This is a genomic window from Streptomyces hundungensis, from assembly GCF_003627815.1.
In the GTDB taxonomy this organism is placed as follows: Bacteria; Actinomycetota; Actinomycetes; order Streptomycetales; family Streptomycetaceae; genus Streptomyces; species Streptomyces hundungensis_A.
In genome coordinates, this window is the sequence record NZ_CP032698.1 from 166562 (window position 1) to 182040 (window position 15479).

At 68.1% G+C, this 15479-nt stretch carries 14 protein-coding genes and 6 pseudogenes; 12 read left to right on the forward strand and 8 right to left on the reverse strand.

Going from position 1 to position 15479, the window contains the following annotated elements; translation table 11 throughout:
- Positions 1–49: 49 nt before the first annotated feature.
- Positions 50–1135 (reverse strand): annotated as a pseudogene (locus DWB77_RS39525) (IS630 family transposase).
- A 268-nt stretch (positions 1136–1403) separates the two neighbouring features.
- Between DWB77_RS39525 and DWB77_RS00830 the strand changes: the two are divergent.
- The 7 genes and pseudogenes from DWB77_RS00830 to DWB77_RS38345 all read left to right on the forward strand — a co-directional run bounded on the left by DWB77_RS00830 (position 1404) and on the right by DWB77_RS38345 (position 6643).
- On the forward strand, positions 1404–1772 hold the full coding sequence (locus DWB77_RS00830; protein ID WP_120719429.1) for a profilin: 369 nt from the start codon (positions 1404–1406) through the stop codon (positions 1770–1772).
- Between the two features lie 576 nt (positions 1773–2348).
- A complete protein-coding gene (locus DWB77_RS00835; RefSeq protein WP_162952312.1) occupies positions 2349–4097 on the forward strand; it encodes an RICIN domain-containing protein in 1749 nt (582 codons plus the stop codon).
- 858 nt (positions 4098–4955) lie between these two features.
- Positions 4956–5126 (forward strand): annotated as a pseudogene (locus DWB77_RS38335) (transposase); the annotation flags it as partial.
- 166 nt (positions 5127–5292) lie between these two features.
- A pseudogene (locus tag DWB77_RS00845) lies at positions 5293–5660 on the forward strand (hypothetical protein).
- Positions 5657–6001: pseudogene (locus DWB77_RS38545) on the forward strand (nucleotidyl transferase AbiEii/AbiGii toxin family protein); the annotation flags it as partial. The pseudogenes DWB77_RS00845 and DWB77_RS38545, both read left to right, overlap by 4 nt.
- A 43-nt stretch (positions 6002–6044) precedes the next feature.
- Entirely contained in the window at positions 6045–6401 is a 357-nt protein-coding gene (locus DWB77_RS39530) for a LysR substrate-binding domain-containing protein (protein WP_428985182.1), read from the forward strand.
- Positions 6308–6643, forward strand: coding sequence for a hypothetical protein (locus tag DWB77_RS38345; RefSeq protein ID WP_216826937.1), 336 nt, complete (start codon positions 6308–6310; stop codon positions 6641–6643). Before DWB77_RS39530 ends, DWB77_RS38345 begins: the two co-directional genes overlap by 94 nt.
- Before the next feature lie 105 nt (positions 6644–6748).
- Here the strand turns inward: DWB77_RS38345 and DWB77_RS00860 are convergent, their stop codons facing one another.
- From DWB77_RS00860 to DWB77_RS00870, 3 genes are all read right to left on the reverse strand, one after another.
- Complete coding sequence (locus DWB77_RS00860; protein WP_162952313.1) at positions 6749–7504, reverse strand: alpha/beta fold hydrolase; 756 nt, start codon at positions 7502–7504, stop codon at positions 6749–6751.
- A gap of 101 nt (positions 7505–7605) precedes the next feature.
- Positions 7606–8172: an NAD-dependent epimerase gene (locus DWB77_RS00865; protein WP_120719432.1), complete on the reverse strand. Its 567-nt coding sequence runs from the start codon at positions 8170–8172 to the stop codon at positions 7606–7608.
- 139 nt (positions 8173–8311) lie between these two features.
- The gene (locus tag DWB77_RS00870; protein ID WP_246033326.1) at positions 8312–9460 is read right to left on the reverse strand and encodes an MFS transporter; all 1149 of its coding nucleotides are present in this window, start codon (positions 9458–9460) and stop codon (positions 8312–8314) included.
- Between the two features lie 337 nt (positions 9461–9797).
- Between DWB77_RS00870 and DWB77_RS37435 the strand changes: the two genes are divergently transcribed.
- On the forward strand, positions 9798–10097 hold the full coding sequence (locus DWB77_RS37435; RefSeq protein WP_162952314.1) for a hypothetical protein: 300 nt from the start codon (positions 9798–9800) through the stop codon (positions 10095–10097).
- Between the two features lie 801 nt (positions 10098–10898).
- Here DWB77_RS37435 and DWB77_RS00885 read toward each other — a convergent pair.
- From DWB77_RS00885 to DWB77_RS00900, 4 genes are read right to left on the reverse strand one after another with little or no spacing between them, the layout of a single operon-like run.
- Positions 10899–11399, reverse strand: a complete 501-nt coding sequence (locus tag DWB77_RS00885) for a GNAT family N-acetyltransferase (RefSeq protein WP_120719434.1) — start codon at positions 11397–11399, stop codon at positions 10899–10901.
- Positions 11396–11815 carry an arsenate reductase ArsC gene (locus DWB77_RS00890; protein ID WP_216826808.1) on the reverse strand — a complete coding sequence of 140 codons (420 nt, stop codon included), beginning with the start codon at positions 11813–11815 and terminating at the stop codon, positions 11396–11398. The genes DWB77_RS00885 and DWB77_RS00890 overlap by 4 nt, the downstream gene beginning before the upstream one ends.
- A gap of 4 nt (positions 11816–11819) precedes the next feature.
- The gene (locus DWB77_RS00895; RefSeq protein ID WP_120719435.1) at positions 11820–12602 is read right to left on the reverse strand and encodes an aquaporin; all 783 of its coding nucleotides are present in this window, start codon (positions 12600–12602) and stop codon (positions 11820–11822) included.
- Positions 12599–12991, reverse strand: a complete 393-nt coding sequence (locus tag DWB77_RS00900) for an ArsR/SmtB family transcription factor (RefSeq protein WP_120719436.1) — start codon at positions 12989–12991, stop codon at positions 12599–12601. Before DWB77_RS00900 ends, DWB77_RS00895 begins: the two co-directional genes overlap by 4 nt.
- A 90-nt stretch (positions 12992–13081) precedes the next feature.
- On the opposite strand from DWB77_RS00900, the gene DWB77_RS00905 reads away from it, so the two are divergent.
- The 4 genes and pseudogenes from DWB77_RS00905 to DWB77_RS00920 all read left to right on the forward strand — a co-directional run bounded on the left by DWB77_RS00905 (position 13082) and on the right by DWB77_RS00920 (position 15446).
- Positions 13082–13591: an ArsI/CadI family heavy metal resistance metalloenzyme gene (locus DWB77_RS00905; RefSeq protein WP_120719437.1), complete on the forward strand. Its 510-nt coding sequence runs from the start codon at positions 13082–13084 to the stop codon at positions 13589–13591.
- A 317-nt stretch (positions 13592–13908) separates the two neighbouring features.
- Positions 13909–14429: pseudogene (locus DWB77_RS38555) on the forward strand (XRE family transcriptional regulator); the annotation flags it as partial.
- A 52-nt stretch (positions 14430–14481) separates the two neighbouring features.
- Positions 14482–14900 (forward strand): annotated as a pseudogene (locus tag DWB77_RS00915) (NUDIX domain-containing protein).
- Positions 14901–15167: 267 nt separating this feature from the next.
- Positions 15168–15446: a hypothetical protein gene (locus DWB77_RS00920; protein ID WP_246033327.1), complete on the forward strand. Its 279-nt coding sequence runs from the start codon at positions 15168–15170 to the stop codon at positions 15444–15446.
- Positions 15447–15479 lie beyond the last annotated feature (33 nt).

Below are 15479 nucleotides of genomic sequence, written 5' to 3' on the forward strand. Positions count from 1 at the left end.
TCGGTACCCAGCTCTCCGGGTGTGGGGGCTGGGCTGTCCAGATGCCCTACTACTGAGGTTGTAGGCGTGGTGTCGTCAGTGTGGGGCCGGTCCCAATGAGACATCCGTCGATGATGTCGCTGCGGTATTGGATCTGGCGGAGGCCGTGCCGTAGCCGGCGGATGAGGTGGTCGGGGTCGGTATAGGCGGTGTTGGCCTGGGTGGTCCGACGGAGCACTGACCAGATGCCTTCGACGGGGTTGAGGTCGGGTGCGTAAGGCGGCAGGTGGTAGGCGGTGATCCAGTCCTGTGCGTCGATGAAGGCCCGCATGCGGCGGTCTTTGTGGACGTTCAGGTTGTCCCGTATGAGGACGATGGCTCCGTCGAGCTGCTGGTGGGCGGCGATGGGGAGGTCGCGGTACTCGGTCCAGGCGAAGCTCTTGCGGCCGCCGCTCTTGTGGTCGGTATGCCGTTTGGGCCGGTAGATCAGGCGGGACCGCTCGCCGGGCTGGTAGCAGCACAGGGCTGCGACGGAGAAGCGACGCTGGGAACGGCCCCGGACGTTGATGACCGGGGTGGATCCCCGTCTGCCCCCACGTGCGTGAGGCCGGCGGGGTCATCGAGAATCCGGCCTCGTCCTCGAAGACGATCCAGGCCCCGAGCGCCGCCGCGGTGGTTCCAGGTGCGGCCACACCTCCTTCACCCAGCCGGCGACGGCTGCCTCGTCGCGCTCGGCGGCACGACGGGCCGGAACCTGATGGCTCCAGCCACGGCGCCGCAGCATCTGGGAGATCCCCGACAGCGTCATGGACTTGTGGAACCGTCGGCCGATCAGCGTCCTGATCCGGGCGAGCGTCCACAGCTGGTCCGGCCAGCCGTGAGCGACCGGTCCCTTGGCCAACTCCTCTTCGAGCACCGCGAACAGTCGGTCATTCAGCTTCGGACGGGACACCGGGCCGCGGGAACGGACCGCGTCCTGGCCGGCCTCCCGCCAGGACCGCCGCCACCTCTGAACCGACCGGACGCTGACCCGTAACTCCTTCGCGATCTCCGTACTGCCACGTCCGTCTACGAACACGGCGACCGCTTCCATCCGGACCCGCTCGCGAAATGCTTGCCCCTCCGCGGTCAGACCCCCACCCTGCGGATACCTCACACCTCCGGGATACCGCGACGATCACCAACCGTCAGCCCCTACGACAAGACGACTTCAAGATCAGTAACACCTTGGGCACGTCAGCGCCGGACAAGCTGTCGACCACGCCGGCTGACGAGCTTGACGCGGTGCACTCCCACGCGGATGACGAATGTCGCGGGATCTCGGCCAGTTGAGCGCGTCTGCGACTTCCTAGGGCGGTGGAGGGGAAGGCTCGGGGCGCAGCGGCCGCGATCAGCGCGGCGCGGACTAGCGGAGAGGACGTGAAATGACGGACTGGCAGTCGTACGTCGACGATGACCTGAGCGGAGACCTGCTCACGGCCGCGGTCATCATCGACGCCACCGACGGCGCCACCTTGGCCCACAGCAACGGGTACGGCCTGAAGGCCGGCGAGGGCGCGGCCATCATCGGCAAGTTCGAGACCCCCGTCAAGGCGCACGTCGAGGGCGTCGCCGTCAACGGCGTCACGTACAAGGTGGTCGAGGCCGACGAGCGCTCGATCTACGGCAAGAACGGCGACACCGGCGTCGCCCTCGCCAGGACCAGCACAGCCATTGTCATCGGTTACTACAACGGGCAGCAGCCCGAGCTCGCCAGGATGCTCGTGGACAAGGTCGCCAGTTACCTCGTGTAGACCGATAGCCAGGCCATTGGCGGAGGTGGGGCAGTCCGACGCCCTGACGGGCTGCCCCACCGCGTGCGCGTGCCCCTGCGACCGGGAGGGAGCGGTTCGAAGCGCAGCCTGCTGTCCTCGCAACGCGCGGACCATCGGCACCCGGCGGGGAATGTCAGACAGGTCAGCGCTTGTGGTGAAGCAGCAGGGCGGGGGTAGGGCGGTGATCGCAGTAAGCGTGAGCACGGTGAAATGGCCAGGCAGCCCGAGTGATGACGCCTGCAGGACTGGCCGAGCGCAGACTCGCGGCGCCCGGCCATCACAGCGTAAAGCGGGCTGCTGACTGATCCCATCTGCCGGACTCGCTCCGGCGACATCCCTGCGGTGTGGGGCAAGGGCTGCCGTTCTGTCGAGCGCGCGCTCTTATCCGCACTGGGCTGAGCCTGCGAGACCTCAAGTTGCTTTGCCGTCAGCGACGTGACTGTCGGCCTGTCAGGATCGGAGGATCCGGGAGCCGGTACAGACAGAGGTGCCGTTGATCAGACAGTACGTCCGCAGGCGTGCATACGCGCCTGCCAGCTTCGGGGAGGTATGAGGATGAGTGACAGTGCCGTCGTCAGCGACGAGCATGAGTTCCAGCGCGACGTGGTGGCCGGTATCTGCGGCGCACTGGGCGGTACGGGCGTCCGCACGCGCATGGGGACCATGATGGAGCGCAGCAGCTCCACCAACGTTCTGCTGGCTGTGATGCTCAACGGGTTCGCCCGACGCGCGGCCGGGCAGCCCCTGTCGGATCTGGAAGCCGTCTTTACGGACGTCTTCTCCCGTGCCGGTTTCACTGCCGGCGAGCTCAACGAGATGGGACAAGCTTTCTCCAGCGCGGAGCCGGAGGTCCGCGAGCGGCTCTTCCCCGGGCGTTTCTCCGCTCTGGGCATGGAGGACTCCTACGGTCTCGCCGACCTGCGAGCCGATCTGCCGCAGCTGGGCAGGGATTTCCTCGCCACGTGCAGCAACATCCGGGCGGTGGACGCCACCCGCCTGACGGGTCCTCTCGGTGACGATGCAGAAGCACAGGCCGTGCGGGAGATGGCCGACCCCGAGCCCAGCGCGGCCTTCCTGCAGGAGACCGCCGACAAGGGATGGGGGCTGGTCTGCATGGGGCTGCCCCTCGACCACCCCACTGCCGCGACCGCACGATCCGGCGGCTCGGGCACGTACTGGGTGTCGCTCGACTACCTCACATGCCATCGTGAGTCGAACGAGTGGGGCAAGGACGAACCCAAGTTTTCGCTGGCCCTGTGCGACGGGGATACTCAGCGTCGCTACGTAAGCGAGCAGTTCAGCATGAACACCGGCTATACCCGCGCCTTCGAGCCGAACCGGCTGTGGAACACCACGGTGGCCAATGGCGGCCTTGCCGTGACGGTCGACGCCTGGGAGATGGACCACGGTGGGGGTGACGAGAAGGCCCTATTCATCATCGACGAGATTCTCAAGATCCTGATGGATGAGCTGTCGATCGACACCTGGAAGGGCATGGTCGAGACCGTCATCGGTGAGCTGACGGGCGTCGGAGTGCCTCCTGCGGCCGTAGCGATGTTCGCAATGATTCTCACCTTCCTCAGGCAGATCCTGACGAACCAGGACGATCACATCGGCACCTACTCACTGCTGGTGCCCGAGCCGGTACTGATGCTGCAGAAGCAGATCCAGGACACCCTGCGCAATCCCCCGCCCGAGGGAGTGGTGCGCAAGATCGCTGCACTGGTCCGCACCAGCGAGAACCTCGTGGAGATGCTTCTACGCATGGGCGCCTATCGGACCTCCAAGCGGGCACTCGTCTTCGACGCGGGCAGCGACGGGAAGTGGGAGATCGGCTTCCTGATGCTGCCCGACGCCTCGAGCCAGGTCACCGGCCTGCCCGCCAGAGTGCGGCTGGAATCCGTCTCCAGCCGCAGGTTCGCCACCATCCACGGCCCCTATAACGACAACGGCCCCTCCATTCGACAAGAGGGCTGGTACAACGCATCACACCAGCGGTGGGAACTCGACCGCCTCAGCGGTGACCTGCACAAATTCACCTCCGTCTACTCCCCTTCCCGCGTCATGTCGATCCACGGCCCGTACCCCGGCAACGCCCCCGACATCAATCTCTGGACCTGGAGGGACGCCTCTCACCAGAAATGGCGTCTGCTCCCCGTCGCCCAGGACGAGTACTTCATCGTGTCCGACTACCGCGGTGGAGCAATCAGCGTCACCAACGCCTCCACCGATAACGGCGCCAAGCTGTGTCACCACGGTCTGCAAGGCCACCGCAACCAGCTCTGGAGGATCCTCGGAGCGTAGTGCCCCGGACTGTTGAGCACCGCCTTTAGGTCAGCCGGCCGAGGCTTCAAGCTGTCTATGAAAGAACGGGAATGACATGGGTGACGACAACCCGACAGATGAGAACGAAACGAGCACAGGGACGGACTCAGGCGCTGCTGCGCCCGAGGATCGGCCGACTGACCCGGCGCCCCGCTCAGGACCGCCGCGCGTCGGCGCGGTTCCCGACTCGGTCGTCTTCATCCAGCCCCCGCCGGTCGACTGACGGTGTTGTCTTGAGGGCAAACCGGCAGTCGAAGCCCTTCCGGGTCCGCGAACCGAAGTCAGCGGGTAACCACGCGGCGCGCCTGTGCTGACCGTGAGAACATGTGCCGCTTCTGTCGTCCTGTTCCGGCACGGAAGAGGACGACGGAAGCCCTGCAGTGCGTCGTCGTCCCGGGCTTCAGCCATCGCGGCGACCGCCTACCGCCGCTTCCACGGGTTACAGGGCGTTGCCATCTGGGGCATCGACCTGAACCCTCGGAAATCTCGCCGCGCAAGGAGCACTCATGAAGTACAGAAACCGTTCTCTCACCACCGCGTTGCTCGCTGCTCTCCTGGCATCGGCCAACGCATGGGCGGCCGCTCCCGCTTCCGCGACGCCGGAGAAGCGTTCCACCGCCGCTCGTGTGGCCCCAGTTGATGCCACCGTGGGCGTGTCCGAAAGATCGTGTAAGTCCGTGATCTGATGGTTCTGACGGGGCCGGGTGGCCCCGCCGGTCGGAAAGGCAAGATCGCGTGACTGAGCTCCTCATATCCGAGGCGTCGTCCCAGGCCACCGGATCAGTCCCGGCCGGGCAGCTCCTGGCTGAGCAGGTGAATGCCCTGGTCGAGCAGCTGATGGACTCCGCCGATGCCACGGGTGCTCCGCTGGCCGGGGAAGGCGGGCTGCTGCAGCAGCTGTCCAAGGCCCCGCTCGAGCGGGCCCTGGAGACGGAGGTGACCGAGCATCTCGGCTATGAGAAGAACGATCCGGCCGGCCGCGGCAGCGGCAACAGCCGCAACGGCACCTAGCCTAAGCCCAGGCCGAGCGATCCGAGCTGGTCCTCCATGCCTTGCGTACGCCTGGTGGACCTCGGTGGTCGCGCTGTTGGTGTCCGAGGCGTGCAATATCGCTTACCGGGAGCCACCAAGTCCGTGGTGCTCCGGCAGAGGCCGAGCAAGCCATACTGGGGCCATGGCTGAGGTGTCCCGCTTCCTGGTGCCGAACGCGTTCGAGCTTCTGTGTGAGCAGTACGCGAGGCGGCTCCCTGCCCGCCTGGAAGACCTACAGGGTCCTGCCCACGGCATGGTCGATCTGCCATTGCACGTCGTCTGGTCGGGGCGCCGCTCCTACGACCTGACCGGCCCGTAAAACAGCGGATGGGCCTGTACCGGACGGTCCTGGCCGAGGGCCAGCGCCAGGATCTGGTCGACTTCCTCAACCGGGACCTGCTCATCGCCCAGTGGCCGGTGCTCCGGACCTTGATCAGCCGCCCGATCCGGCACGTGTGGGAAGCCGCCTTCCCCGACCTGGCCGCCGTCCGTACCGTGCAGGCCGCATGAACCTGAGCGACCTGCACCGCCGGCTCCTCGCCGACGTCCTGGACATCGGCGCTCCCTACCCCCTGGTCATCACCGGCGGCTACGCCGTCCAGGCCCACGGCCTGGTGGAGCGCCTCAGTCAGGACCTCGACGTGGCCACCGAGAACCCCGCCCCCATCGCCGAGATCGTCGAAGCAGTCAGCGCCGGACTCACACAACGCGGCTGGACCGTCCGGCAAATCGAGACGGGCCCTCTGTCCGGCCGCCTCATCGCCACCGACCCGACGACGGGCGAGGAATGCGAGGTGGACATTCTCAAGGAGGCGTTCTGGGCCCCGCCCACCGTCACCGAACACGGACCGGCTCGCCGCACGCGGGGTCACCGGCCGGCTCCGTATCGGCATGATGCCGTTCAACGTCGCCGACCTCCACGCCTACTGGAAGGCTTTCCGGACGCGGCACCCCCAGTGGGAGCTGGAGGTACGACAGTTGGTGTATCTCGACCCGTTCGCCCGGCTTCGCAGTGGCGAGTTCGACGTTCTGGTCCTCTGGCCGCCCATCGAGGAGCCGGACTTCACCGTCGGCCCGACCCTGATGAGGGATCCCCGGATCCTCGCCGTGACCGCTGAACACCCGCTCGCACAGCGCAGCTCGGTACGGCTGGAAATGTGTTCGCCGACTTCCAGCACGCCATGCCGTCCGACCTTCCCGACTACTGGGTCAACGGCTACTTGCCCTTCAACACACCGCGGGGGCGACTGATCGAGCGTGGTCGACCCACGACCAACGCCGAAGACATGATCAACCAGGTGGGGATGGGAGAGACCATCCACAGCTTCCCCAGTCACGTGACCCGGCACTGGGGCATGCCGAACATCAGCTGGGTCCCCGTCCCCGAACTGGCGGCCCTGTCCTACGCCCTCGTCTGGCGGACCGAGTCCGAGAACGACGCGATCCGCGCCCTCGCCGACACGGTCCGCGAACTCGGCACGTTCCAGTTCTGACACGCCGCCCGGGTGCTCGGGGGCAGTGCCTGGAGAGCAGTCCGGACCGCTCCCCTGCGCGCCGGAGCCCGCGACCGTACGTCGGTCGCCGGCCACCGTGCCCCGTCACCGGACCGCCAGACACGTCGACCGCTGGGCGACCTCGTCGATCGCGGCGGCCACAATGTCGGCATCCCGGGCGAGGACGCGCGCCGGACGGCCATTCGCGGTCGCGAACACCGTCACCTGGGCATTGTCCGCCGCGGCCCGTACGGCTGCCCCCAGCATGCGCGTTCGGTCCTGGGACGCCCCGGGGTGGCCGCCGCCCCCGACCACGAAGGTGGTCGGACAACGCAAGGCCGCGAAATCGGCCGCGAGTTCACCGTTCACCTCGTCTATCGCGATGACGGCTTCCGCCCTCTGCTGGGGGGACAGCCCGGGGGCGCCGCCGAGCCCGGCCACGACGCGCGTGAGCCGGCCCGATCCGCGGAAGGCTGCGCGTACCCGGTCCTTGCCGGCCTCGTCGAGCAGCGAAACCGGGTAAGCGCCGTCGATGAGGGCCAAGCCGCCGACGAGCTCCGGGTACTCCGCCGCGTAACACACGGCGATCGTCGCGCCGTGGGACCAGCCGACCAGGATCGGCTGCCGCAGCACCGTTGCCTCGATCACCCGGTCCACGTCATCGATTGCGTCACGCACCGAGAAGTCCGCGGAAGGACCCGACCCGCCGCTCGCACGGTCGTCGAACGCGATGGTCCGGTATCTGCCGCCCAAGCGGTCGATAACCCGGTTCCACTGACGCCGTGTGGAGAAACCCCCGTTGAGGAAGAGCAGCGGGGGCCCATCGCCCAAGGAGTCGACACCGCGCAGGCGGATGTCCACTGCCGCGACCGTGAAATCTCGTGACATACGAACAGACTGTTCCCTTCTCGTAGTTGGCGGGGCTGGTGGCGGCTGGCGGCGGATGACCGTGCGTGGTCGGGTCAGCACACGGCGGGCAGGTCGACTTCGAGGGTTTCTACGACCTCTACGGGCGCGGTGCTCTGCGCGAAGGCAACGAGCCATCGGCCGTCCGCCTTCGTCATGAGGTGGAGCGCGGTGCCCGGGGCAACACCCGGACACGCCGTCACCAGCGACACCCACCGACGGCCGGCCTCGCTCGACTCCCGGCACCCCCCGCGTCGGCCCCTCCCCTCGCGGTGGCGGGAAAGCAGGTTGTCCAGCAACTCGCCGTCGCGGGTCACGGGTCTGTGCCGGACCCGGACCATGGCGACGTCCGGGCGGATGAACTGGATGTATTCCGTCTCGAAGGACGAGGTCAACTGCTGTCCTACCGTGGCGGGCAGCACCCGGCGCGCGAAGACGCCGATCTCGTCGATGCCCGTCAGCGCGGTGCCGTAGGGGATCGACCAGAAGGCATCGTGCCGGAAGAGTCCCACGAACGCGTCGGGCAGAGCGTTCTGTTGGGCGTGCTCGAACTCGGCGACCAGTGCCACGATGGCGTCCACGTCCTCCTGGGCAGCGCGGACACCGGCGACTTGTGGCTTCATAGAGGCTTCCTCAGTGGTAGTCGGCGGCCGATTTCCGGACGAGCGATGCCGTGGTCTCGGCCTTGGAGAGATCGGTGGAAGTTCCGTCGGCCGGCCCGGCGGACGCGGGCCGGCCGACGGGAACCCGGACGTGACGGCGTCAGACCGCCGTGCCCCGGGTGCGCCAGACCGTGATCGTGGTGATCAGGCCGACCGCCGCCGCGCCCCAGAGCGCGACATCGAGGCCGGCGGCGTCGACGGCGAGGCCGCCGAACAGGGCACCGAGGGCGACGGCCAGATTGAACACCGAAGTGTTCAGAGCGGTGGCGGCCTCGGCCTCGCGGGGCGCCGACTGCAAGATCCAGGTCTGGACGCTCACCGGGACTCCGCCGAAGGCCAGGCCCCAGCCGATCAACAGCACGATCCCGCCCGCGGGGCTGGTCCCCAGGAGGGGGAAGAGCGCCAGGATCAGGGCGAGCGAACAGCCGATCATCATGACCACACGCCGCACGTCGCGGCCCACGACCGCACCGGCGAGGAAGTTGCCCAGGATGCCGGCGACGCCGAACACGAGGAGAAGCGGACCCACCATGCTCTGGCTGATGCCCGAGATCTCCCGCAGGGCGGGGCTGACGAAGGTGAACGCCGCGAAGTGTCCTCCCACCAGCAGAAACGTGGTGAGTACTCCGGTGCGGACGGCAGGGTTGCGGAACTGGGCCGCGAGTGTGCTCAGCCGGACGGGAGCGGATGCGGGCAGGGACGGCAGAAGCAGGAGCAGCGCGACGACGACGAAGAGGCCGAGGCCGCCGACGGTGGCGAACGCGGTCCGCCAACTGCTGAACTCCCCGATGAGCGTCCCGGCCGGGACGCCCAGCACGTTGGCAGCCGTGGCACCGCCGAAGACGAGCGCGGTGGCCCGGCCGACATGCACGGTGGGCACCATGCTCACCGCGATACCGGCCGCGAGCGCCCAGAACCCGCCGATGCTGATGCCGATGAGGAAACGCGAGACGAGCAGCTCGGTGAAGTCGGAGGTGAGCACGGAAAGCGCGTTGGCGGCGGCCATCAGACCCAGGAGGGCGATCAGGACGGTGCGTCGATCGGCCCGCCGGATGAGGACGGGCAGCAGGGGTGCGGTGGCGGACGCGACGAGGCCCGGCACGGTGACGAGCAGTCCGGCGGTCCCCTCGGACACGTCCAACGAACCACCGATGGGAGTGAGCAGCCCCATCGGCAACTGCTCGGCTGTCACCATGGCGAAGGTGCCGACGGCCACGGCCACCAGGGCGAGCCATCGGCGCAGGGGCACGGGAGAAGCCGAAGAGTTGGGCTCCGACATCGGTGCGGAGCCGGCAGATCTTCGAGCGGATTCGGCCGTGGACAAGGGAACTCCTTGAGGGTGTGGTGAGAGAGAAGAAGGTGTGAGTCGGGAACGGGGTAACGCGGGACTCACGGCTGGGGGACGGTGACGGTGTCGCGGGTCCCCCACAGGTCGAGCGCCTCGTATTGAGGCCGCCACCGCTGCACGTACACGTGGTGCGCGTGCTTCGGCAGGAGTTGGCGCAGACCGAGACGACGGTCCGCTCGTCGGCGCCGTCCAGGAGCCAGGGCAGGAACCGCGCCGCACACGGTTCGATCCAGCGGGCATGGGCGCGTTCGAAGAGATCCGACTGCTCCAGGCTCAAGACGGCTTGAACCAGCGGAAGGACGGTTTCCTCCTCGTGGTCGAGGTGCTTGTCCAGGCCCGTGACCAGACAGTCGGCGAGCTCCCGCAGGAGGTCCGGCCCGATATGGACGTCGGTCAATCCGTCGTCGACCGCTGCGACAAGGAGGACGAGAGCGGCGTGTTCGGCCTCGATCGCCTCCAGGCGCGTCAGATCGAAGCGCCGCCCTGCCAGGGCCTGCCGCAGCGGCGGCCACAACGCCTGTCCTCAGCGGCTTGGTGAGCGTGCATGGCGCTCTGGAACATCCCCCAGCCCGGGGCCACACGCAGCACACGCCGCAGACCGGCACGATGAACAGCGACGGCCCGGGCACCGTGCCCCCTTTTCCTGCGCAGCGCGTTGTGCACCGCGTAGGTCACCGTCATGTCGAGCCTCTCGCTCACGTCGGTTCAACTCCTGCGCGTCACGGACTGGTCGAGCGTCAGGAACCCGCGACACGAGCCGTCCCCGACACGAACCAGCGTCCCCCGACGCCACCGAGGGATCAACGCGGACTTCGTGAGCCGATCAATAACACAACGCTTATCGATGCCCCCTCATCCGTTCTCGCGCGCGAAACTCGACGACAGGGGGAGCTGCGCGGTCGGTGGCGGCCCCAAGACTTGGCGGCCACGACGTGGTTGTCGTTGTCGCGCGGAGTGGCGCCGCCTCCGGTGTTGTTCCGGACGTAGTCGCGGTGGTCCTGGTAGACGGCGGCTGGTGTCCCGGCCTATGCCGGAGCGCGGGGTGTGGTCAGCTGTTCAGGGTTGGGCCGGCCACGAGGCTGCCGTCTCTGCATACGGCACGGCAGCTGAGGACGAAGGCGTCGACGGCGTCGTCCGGTTGGGTGTGGGCTCGGGCGACACCGATCCGGCTGTGGCTGACGCCCGTAACGGGTCGATAGACGATGTCCGGGCGCTGATAGAAACGGGCGGTCGCCTCCGCGGTGAGGCTGACGCCCTGGCCGTGGGCGATCGCGTTGAGCCATTCATCAGCCGGGCCCGGGGGGCACTTCGCTGGAGGCGGCCCCGGGCCTGTGTCCGTTCAGGAGACGGTGGGGCTCCGGCGCTCGACGAGGACGACGTCGCGCCAGCGTCCGTGGTGGCGGCCCAGGCGTTCGCGGGTGCCGACCACGCGGAAGCCGGCCCGGGCGTGCAGAGCGAGGCTGGCGGTGTTCTCCGGGAAGATGCCGGACTGGACGGTCCAGATGCCGGCGGCATCGGTGGAGGCCAGCAGGGCCTGGAGCAGGGCGAGGCCGAGGCCACGGCCGCGGGCCTCGGGGTGCACGTAGACGGAGTGCTCGACCACGCCGGCGTAGGCGCATCGGTCGGAGACCGGCACGACGGCTGCCCAGCCGAGCACCCGGCCTGCGGCATCGAGGGCGACCAGGCGGTGCTCGGTGAGCCGGGCGGCGTCGAACGCCTCCCAGCTGGGGGCGGTGGTCTCGAAGGTGGCGTCGCCGCCGTCGATGCCGTGTTGGTAGATCGTCAGCACCTGTTCGGCGTGCTCGGGCAGCATCGCCGCGATGGGCACGGGGGTGTTCATGATGCGGCTTCGATGCCGAGTTCGGCGAGCAGGCCGCGGACGCGCCGCTCGATCTGGTCCCGGATCGGCCGCACGGCGTCGAGGCCATGCCCGGCCGGGTCGTCCAGCTGCCAGTCCAGATACCGCTTGCCGGGGAAGTACGGGCATGCGTCGCCGCAACCCATCGTGATCACCACGTCGGAGGCCTTCACCGCCTCGACGGTGAGCACTTTCGGCACCTCGGCGGAAATGTCGATGCCGACCTCGGCCAGCGCCTCGACCACGGCCGGGTTCACGGTGTCGGCCGGGGCGGACCCGGCGGAGCGGACCTCGACCTGGTCGCCGCCGAGGCGGGTGAGGAAGGCGGCGGCCATCTGCGAACGGCCGGCGTTGTGAACGCAGACGAACAGCACGGACGGGACAGCGGGAGAGCTCACGGGGTCATCCTTCGGGCAGGAACAGCGGCGGCGGGGCTCGGCGGGCGGCGACGGCCGGGTGGTGTTCCCCGTGTGGGACCACGACGTCCTCGGCGGCAGCCACGGCCGGGCGGCCGAACAGCACGGCGACCAGGGCGACACCGACCGCCAGCCCGAGGAGTTGGGCGGCGACGAACGGCAGCGTCGAGACCGGGGCGATCCCGGCGAAGGTGTCGGTGAACGCACGGCCGACCGTGACGGCCGGGTTGGCGAACGACGTGCTGGAGGTGAACCAGTAGGCGGCACCGATGTAGGAGGCGACCGCGACCGGGGCGAAGTGTGCCCGACCGACGCGGGCCAGGCCGAAGATCAGCAGGATGAGTCCGGCGGTCGCCACGACTTCGCCCAGCCACAGATGCGGGGCCCAGCGGTCGTGGGTGGACCAGCGCACCAGCGGCTCGGCGAACATCGCATCCGCCAGTACCGCCCCGCCGATTGCACCCAGGATTTGGGCAGGCAGGTAGGCGAAGACCTCGCACAGGTTCGGACCCTCGCCGTCGCGTCGGCCGGTCCACCAGGCGGCCAGGGTGACGGCGGGGTTGAGATGCGCCCCGGAGACCGGGCCGAGCAGGGTGATCAGCACGCCGAGGCCGAACACGGTGGCCAGCGAGTTGGCCAGCAGCTGCACGCCCACGTCCTGGGACAGCTTGGTCGCCTGAATGCCGGAGCCGACGACGACCGCGACCAGGGCGCCGGTGCCCACGAACTCGACCGCGGCCCGGCGCCCGAGCGGAGCTGTTCCGGTCATCTCGCACTCGCCACAGGGGTGGTGGCGGTGGCAGCCGGAGCCTGCAGCAGGGAGGACAGTTTGGCCAGCGCGGCGGGCAGCACCCAGTAGTAGACCCATGTCCCGCGGCGCTCGGAGCCGACCAGGCCGGCCTCGCGCAGCACCTTCAAGTGGTGGGAGATGGTCGGCTGGGACACGTCGAAGGGGCCGGTCAGGTCGCAGACACAGGCCTCGCCTCCCGCGTACGAGGCGATCAGCGACAGCAGCCGCAACCGTACGGGGTCCGACAAGGCCTTGAACATCTTCGCCAGATCGGCGGCGGCTTCCTCGCCCAAGGGCTCGCTGACCATTGGCGAGCAGCACGCCGCCGCTTCGTCCTGGCCGAGCACTGGCAGTTCAAGATTCGACATGCGTCTATGTTGACAGCCATCTATCCCGAGAGCCAAGCTCGCTGTATCGACGAATGTCGAAATAGGCCTCGGATCAGGGAGATCACCGCCATGTCCCGTGTTCAGCTCGCCCTGCGCGTTGCCGACCTCGAAGGTTCCATCGCCTTCTACTCCAAGCTCTTCAACGCCGAACCGGCCAAGCGCCGCACCGGCTACGCGAACTTCGCCCTCACCGAGCCCCCGCTCAAGCTCGTCCTCATCGAGGGTGAGGCCGACGAGGACACCCGCCTGGACCACCTCGGCGTCGAGGTCGGGACCACAGAGCAGGTGGCCGCCGCCACCGCCCGCCTCAAGGACGCGGGCCTGGCCACCTTCGAGGAGAACGACACCTCCTGCTGCTACGCCCTCCAGGACAAGACCTGGGTCACCGGCCCCGGCAAAGAGCCGTGGGAGGTGTACGTCGTGAAGGCCGACGTTGACACGCTGGGCAAGAGCGCGGCGGGCGCACCGGACGCCTGCTGCGGCACCACCGCCTGCCGCACGCCCGACGAGCAGGCCCTCGACCCCGCCCAGTCCCCCGCGGAGGCGAAAGCCGGCGCGGGCTGCGCGTGCGAGAACTGAAGCTCGCCGCGGGCGCCCACCTCTTCAACTCACCAGACGACGGTGGAAAACTTCCCGGCTTCCCGGCTTCTCGCTCGGCGGTTCCGCAGGCGAGACACCCCGGAGTCGGGCCGCGGATGGCAGCGGGCCTCGCGGCTTCACGCACGAGGGCGGGACCAGGACGTCTGCGGGCAGCTCCTCCGCCTATGGTGGCGCTGCCGGAGAACGAGCGCCGGTCGGTCGACTCCGGCGGCGCGTGAAGACGGAGTCGAACGTGGGCGTAGACGGTGGCGGGACGCCGATGTGAGCGTGGCCCAACAGCTTCGCGAGCAGAGGGGGCCGACCTCCCCGTCTTGACCTTCACCGACCTGGCGCCCCCTGCCCGGGAACGGATCGACACCCTGGTCTACACGGTCGTTTTCCTCCACGAGGCGTACCTGCGGCTGAGCTCACTCCCCACCGAACGCGCCGCCGAAGGCTGCACCGTCCGCATCGCGATCGGAGACCCCGACAACGACAACGTCCAAGCCCGGGGCAAGGAGGAGCCGTTCGGCCACAGCATCGAACCCCGCCGCCACCTCGCCCTCATGCACTACGAGCCGCCCGCCGACACCCCTGCATCGACGTCCGCACCCACGCCACCAAGCTCTACAACTCCCCCTACCGCGCCGACGACCAGCGACTCGCTAACGCCCGCACTTGGCACATCAACGCGTACGTCACCCCCTGGCACGTCAACGCGTACGTCACCCCCGTATTGCATCTCCGCCGACACGAGACGGGCCGCATGCTCGACATCTACGCCGAGAGCTTCGACGCCGTAGGGACGGCAGCAACCCCCGTACGAGAGGAAGGCTGACGGTGCCCGCACCGAGTACTACGACGACCCGAACGCGCCCAAGCCGAACAGCATGGTCGCCGCCGCCTCCGCCGTCGTCACCGACGGCCACGGGCGCGTCCTGCTCTAGCCCCGTCGCGACAACGAGCTGTGGTCGTTGCCCGGCGGCGGCATGGACCTCACCGACTCCCTGCCCGGCACGGCCGTCCGTGAAGTCAGGGAAGAGACCGGCCTCGACGTCGAGATCACCGGTTTGGTCGCCACCTACACCGATCCGTAACAAGTCATCGCTTACGCCGACGGCGAGGTGCGCCGCCAGTTCAACGTCTGCTTCACAGCCCGCATCACCGGCGGCCAGCTGGAAATCTCAGACGAATCCACCGAACTACGGTCTGGACCGCCTGAAGAGATCGAACAGTTGCCGATGACCACACCCAACGACTCAGTCTCCGATACTTCTTGGAACAGCGCGAGAAGCCATACCTGGGCTGAAGGGCCTGACGGCCGGTGGTGACGGCAACAACCCCGTACAACCACGGACGCCCACGCTCTTCGCCGGACCCCCAAACTGCGCTTGACCTGCGAAAAGGCAGGTCGAATGCTTCGCGTAGCACACGTACTATGTGCTGGCGAGCGCCACGCGGGTTCTTGTCCACGACAGCTACCCCGGACCAACTCCGCAACAACGGAACTCCATCGAGTCGTATGTAACGGGAGCCTTTCCTGATGGTTGAAATCCCAGTGGACAAACTCCAATCAGTGTTCGATCTACTCACGGAAAAGATGCGCGCCGGCGAACAGACGCTGGAGATCAACAAAGAGGCATTCTGGTCCGTGCCCTCGGATCAGGCTTACGAGATCTACAACGAGCCGCGAGAACTCACCATCGGAATGATCTCCGAGTCGTGGAACCATCTGGAAGACATGTTGTCCGACCCCGACCGCGTCGTGGGGTACGGATTCGTGTGGCTCGCCGAAGTGCTCCGTGGCATCGGCGACGAAGCAACGTCCCGAGGCATGGGCAGTCCTGAACACTGACTGAGCTTCGGCTCCCGAACCCGACCGTAAATC

Bases quoted from the DNA above. Each gene is read 5' to 3' on its own strand.
- DWB77_RS37435 (WP_162952314.1), top strand. From the start codon at position 9,798: ATGGGCGCGTTCGAAGAGATCCGACTGCTCCAGGCTCAAGACGGCTTG.
- DWB77_RS00865 (WP_120719432.1), bottom strand. From the start codon at position 8,172: ATGAAGCCACAAGTCGCCGGTGTCCGCGCTGCCCAGGAGGACGTGGAC.
- DWB77_RS00830 (WP_120719429.1), top strand. From the start codon at position 1,404: ATGACGGACTGGCAGTCGTACGTCGACGATGACCTGAGCGGAGACCTG.
- DWB77_RS00885 (WP_120719434.1), bottom strand. From the start codon at position 11,399: ATGAACACCCCCGTGCCCATCGCGGCGATGCTGCCCGAGCACGCCGAA.
- DWB77_RS00835 (WP_162952312.1), top strand. From the start codon at position 2,349: ATGAGTGACAGTGCCGTCGTCAGCGACGAGCATGAGTTCCAGCGCGAC.
- DWB77_RS00895 (WP_120719435.1), bottom strand. From the start codon at position 12,602: ATGACCGGAACAGCTCCGCTCGGGCGCCGGGCCGCGGTCGAGTTCGTG.
- DWB77_RS00900 (WP_120719436.1), bottom strand. From the start codon at position 12,991: ATGTCGAATCTTGAACTGCCAGTGCTCGGCCAGGACGAAGCGGCGGCG.
- DWB77_RS39530 (WP_428985182.1), top strand. From the start codon at position 6,045: ATGCCGTTCAACGTCGCCGACCTCCACGCCTACTGGAAGGCTTTCCGG.
- DWB77_RS00905 (WP_120719437.1), top strand. From the start codon at position 13,082: ATGTCCCGTGTTCAGCTCGCCCTGCGCGTTGCCGACCTCGAAGGTTCC.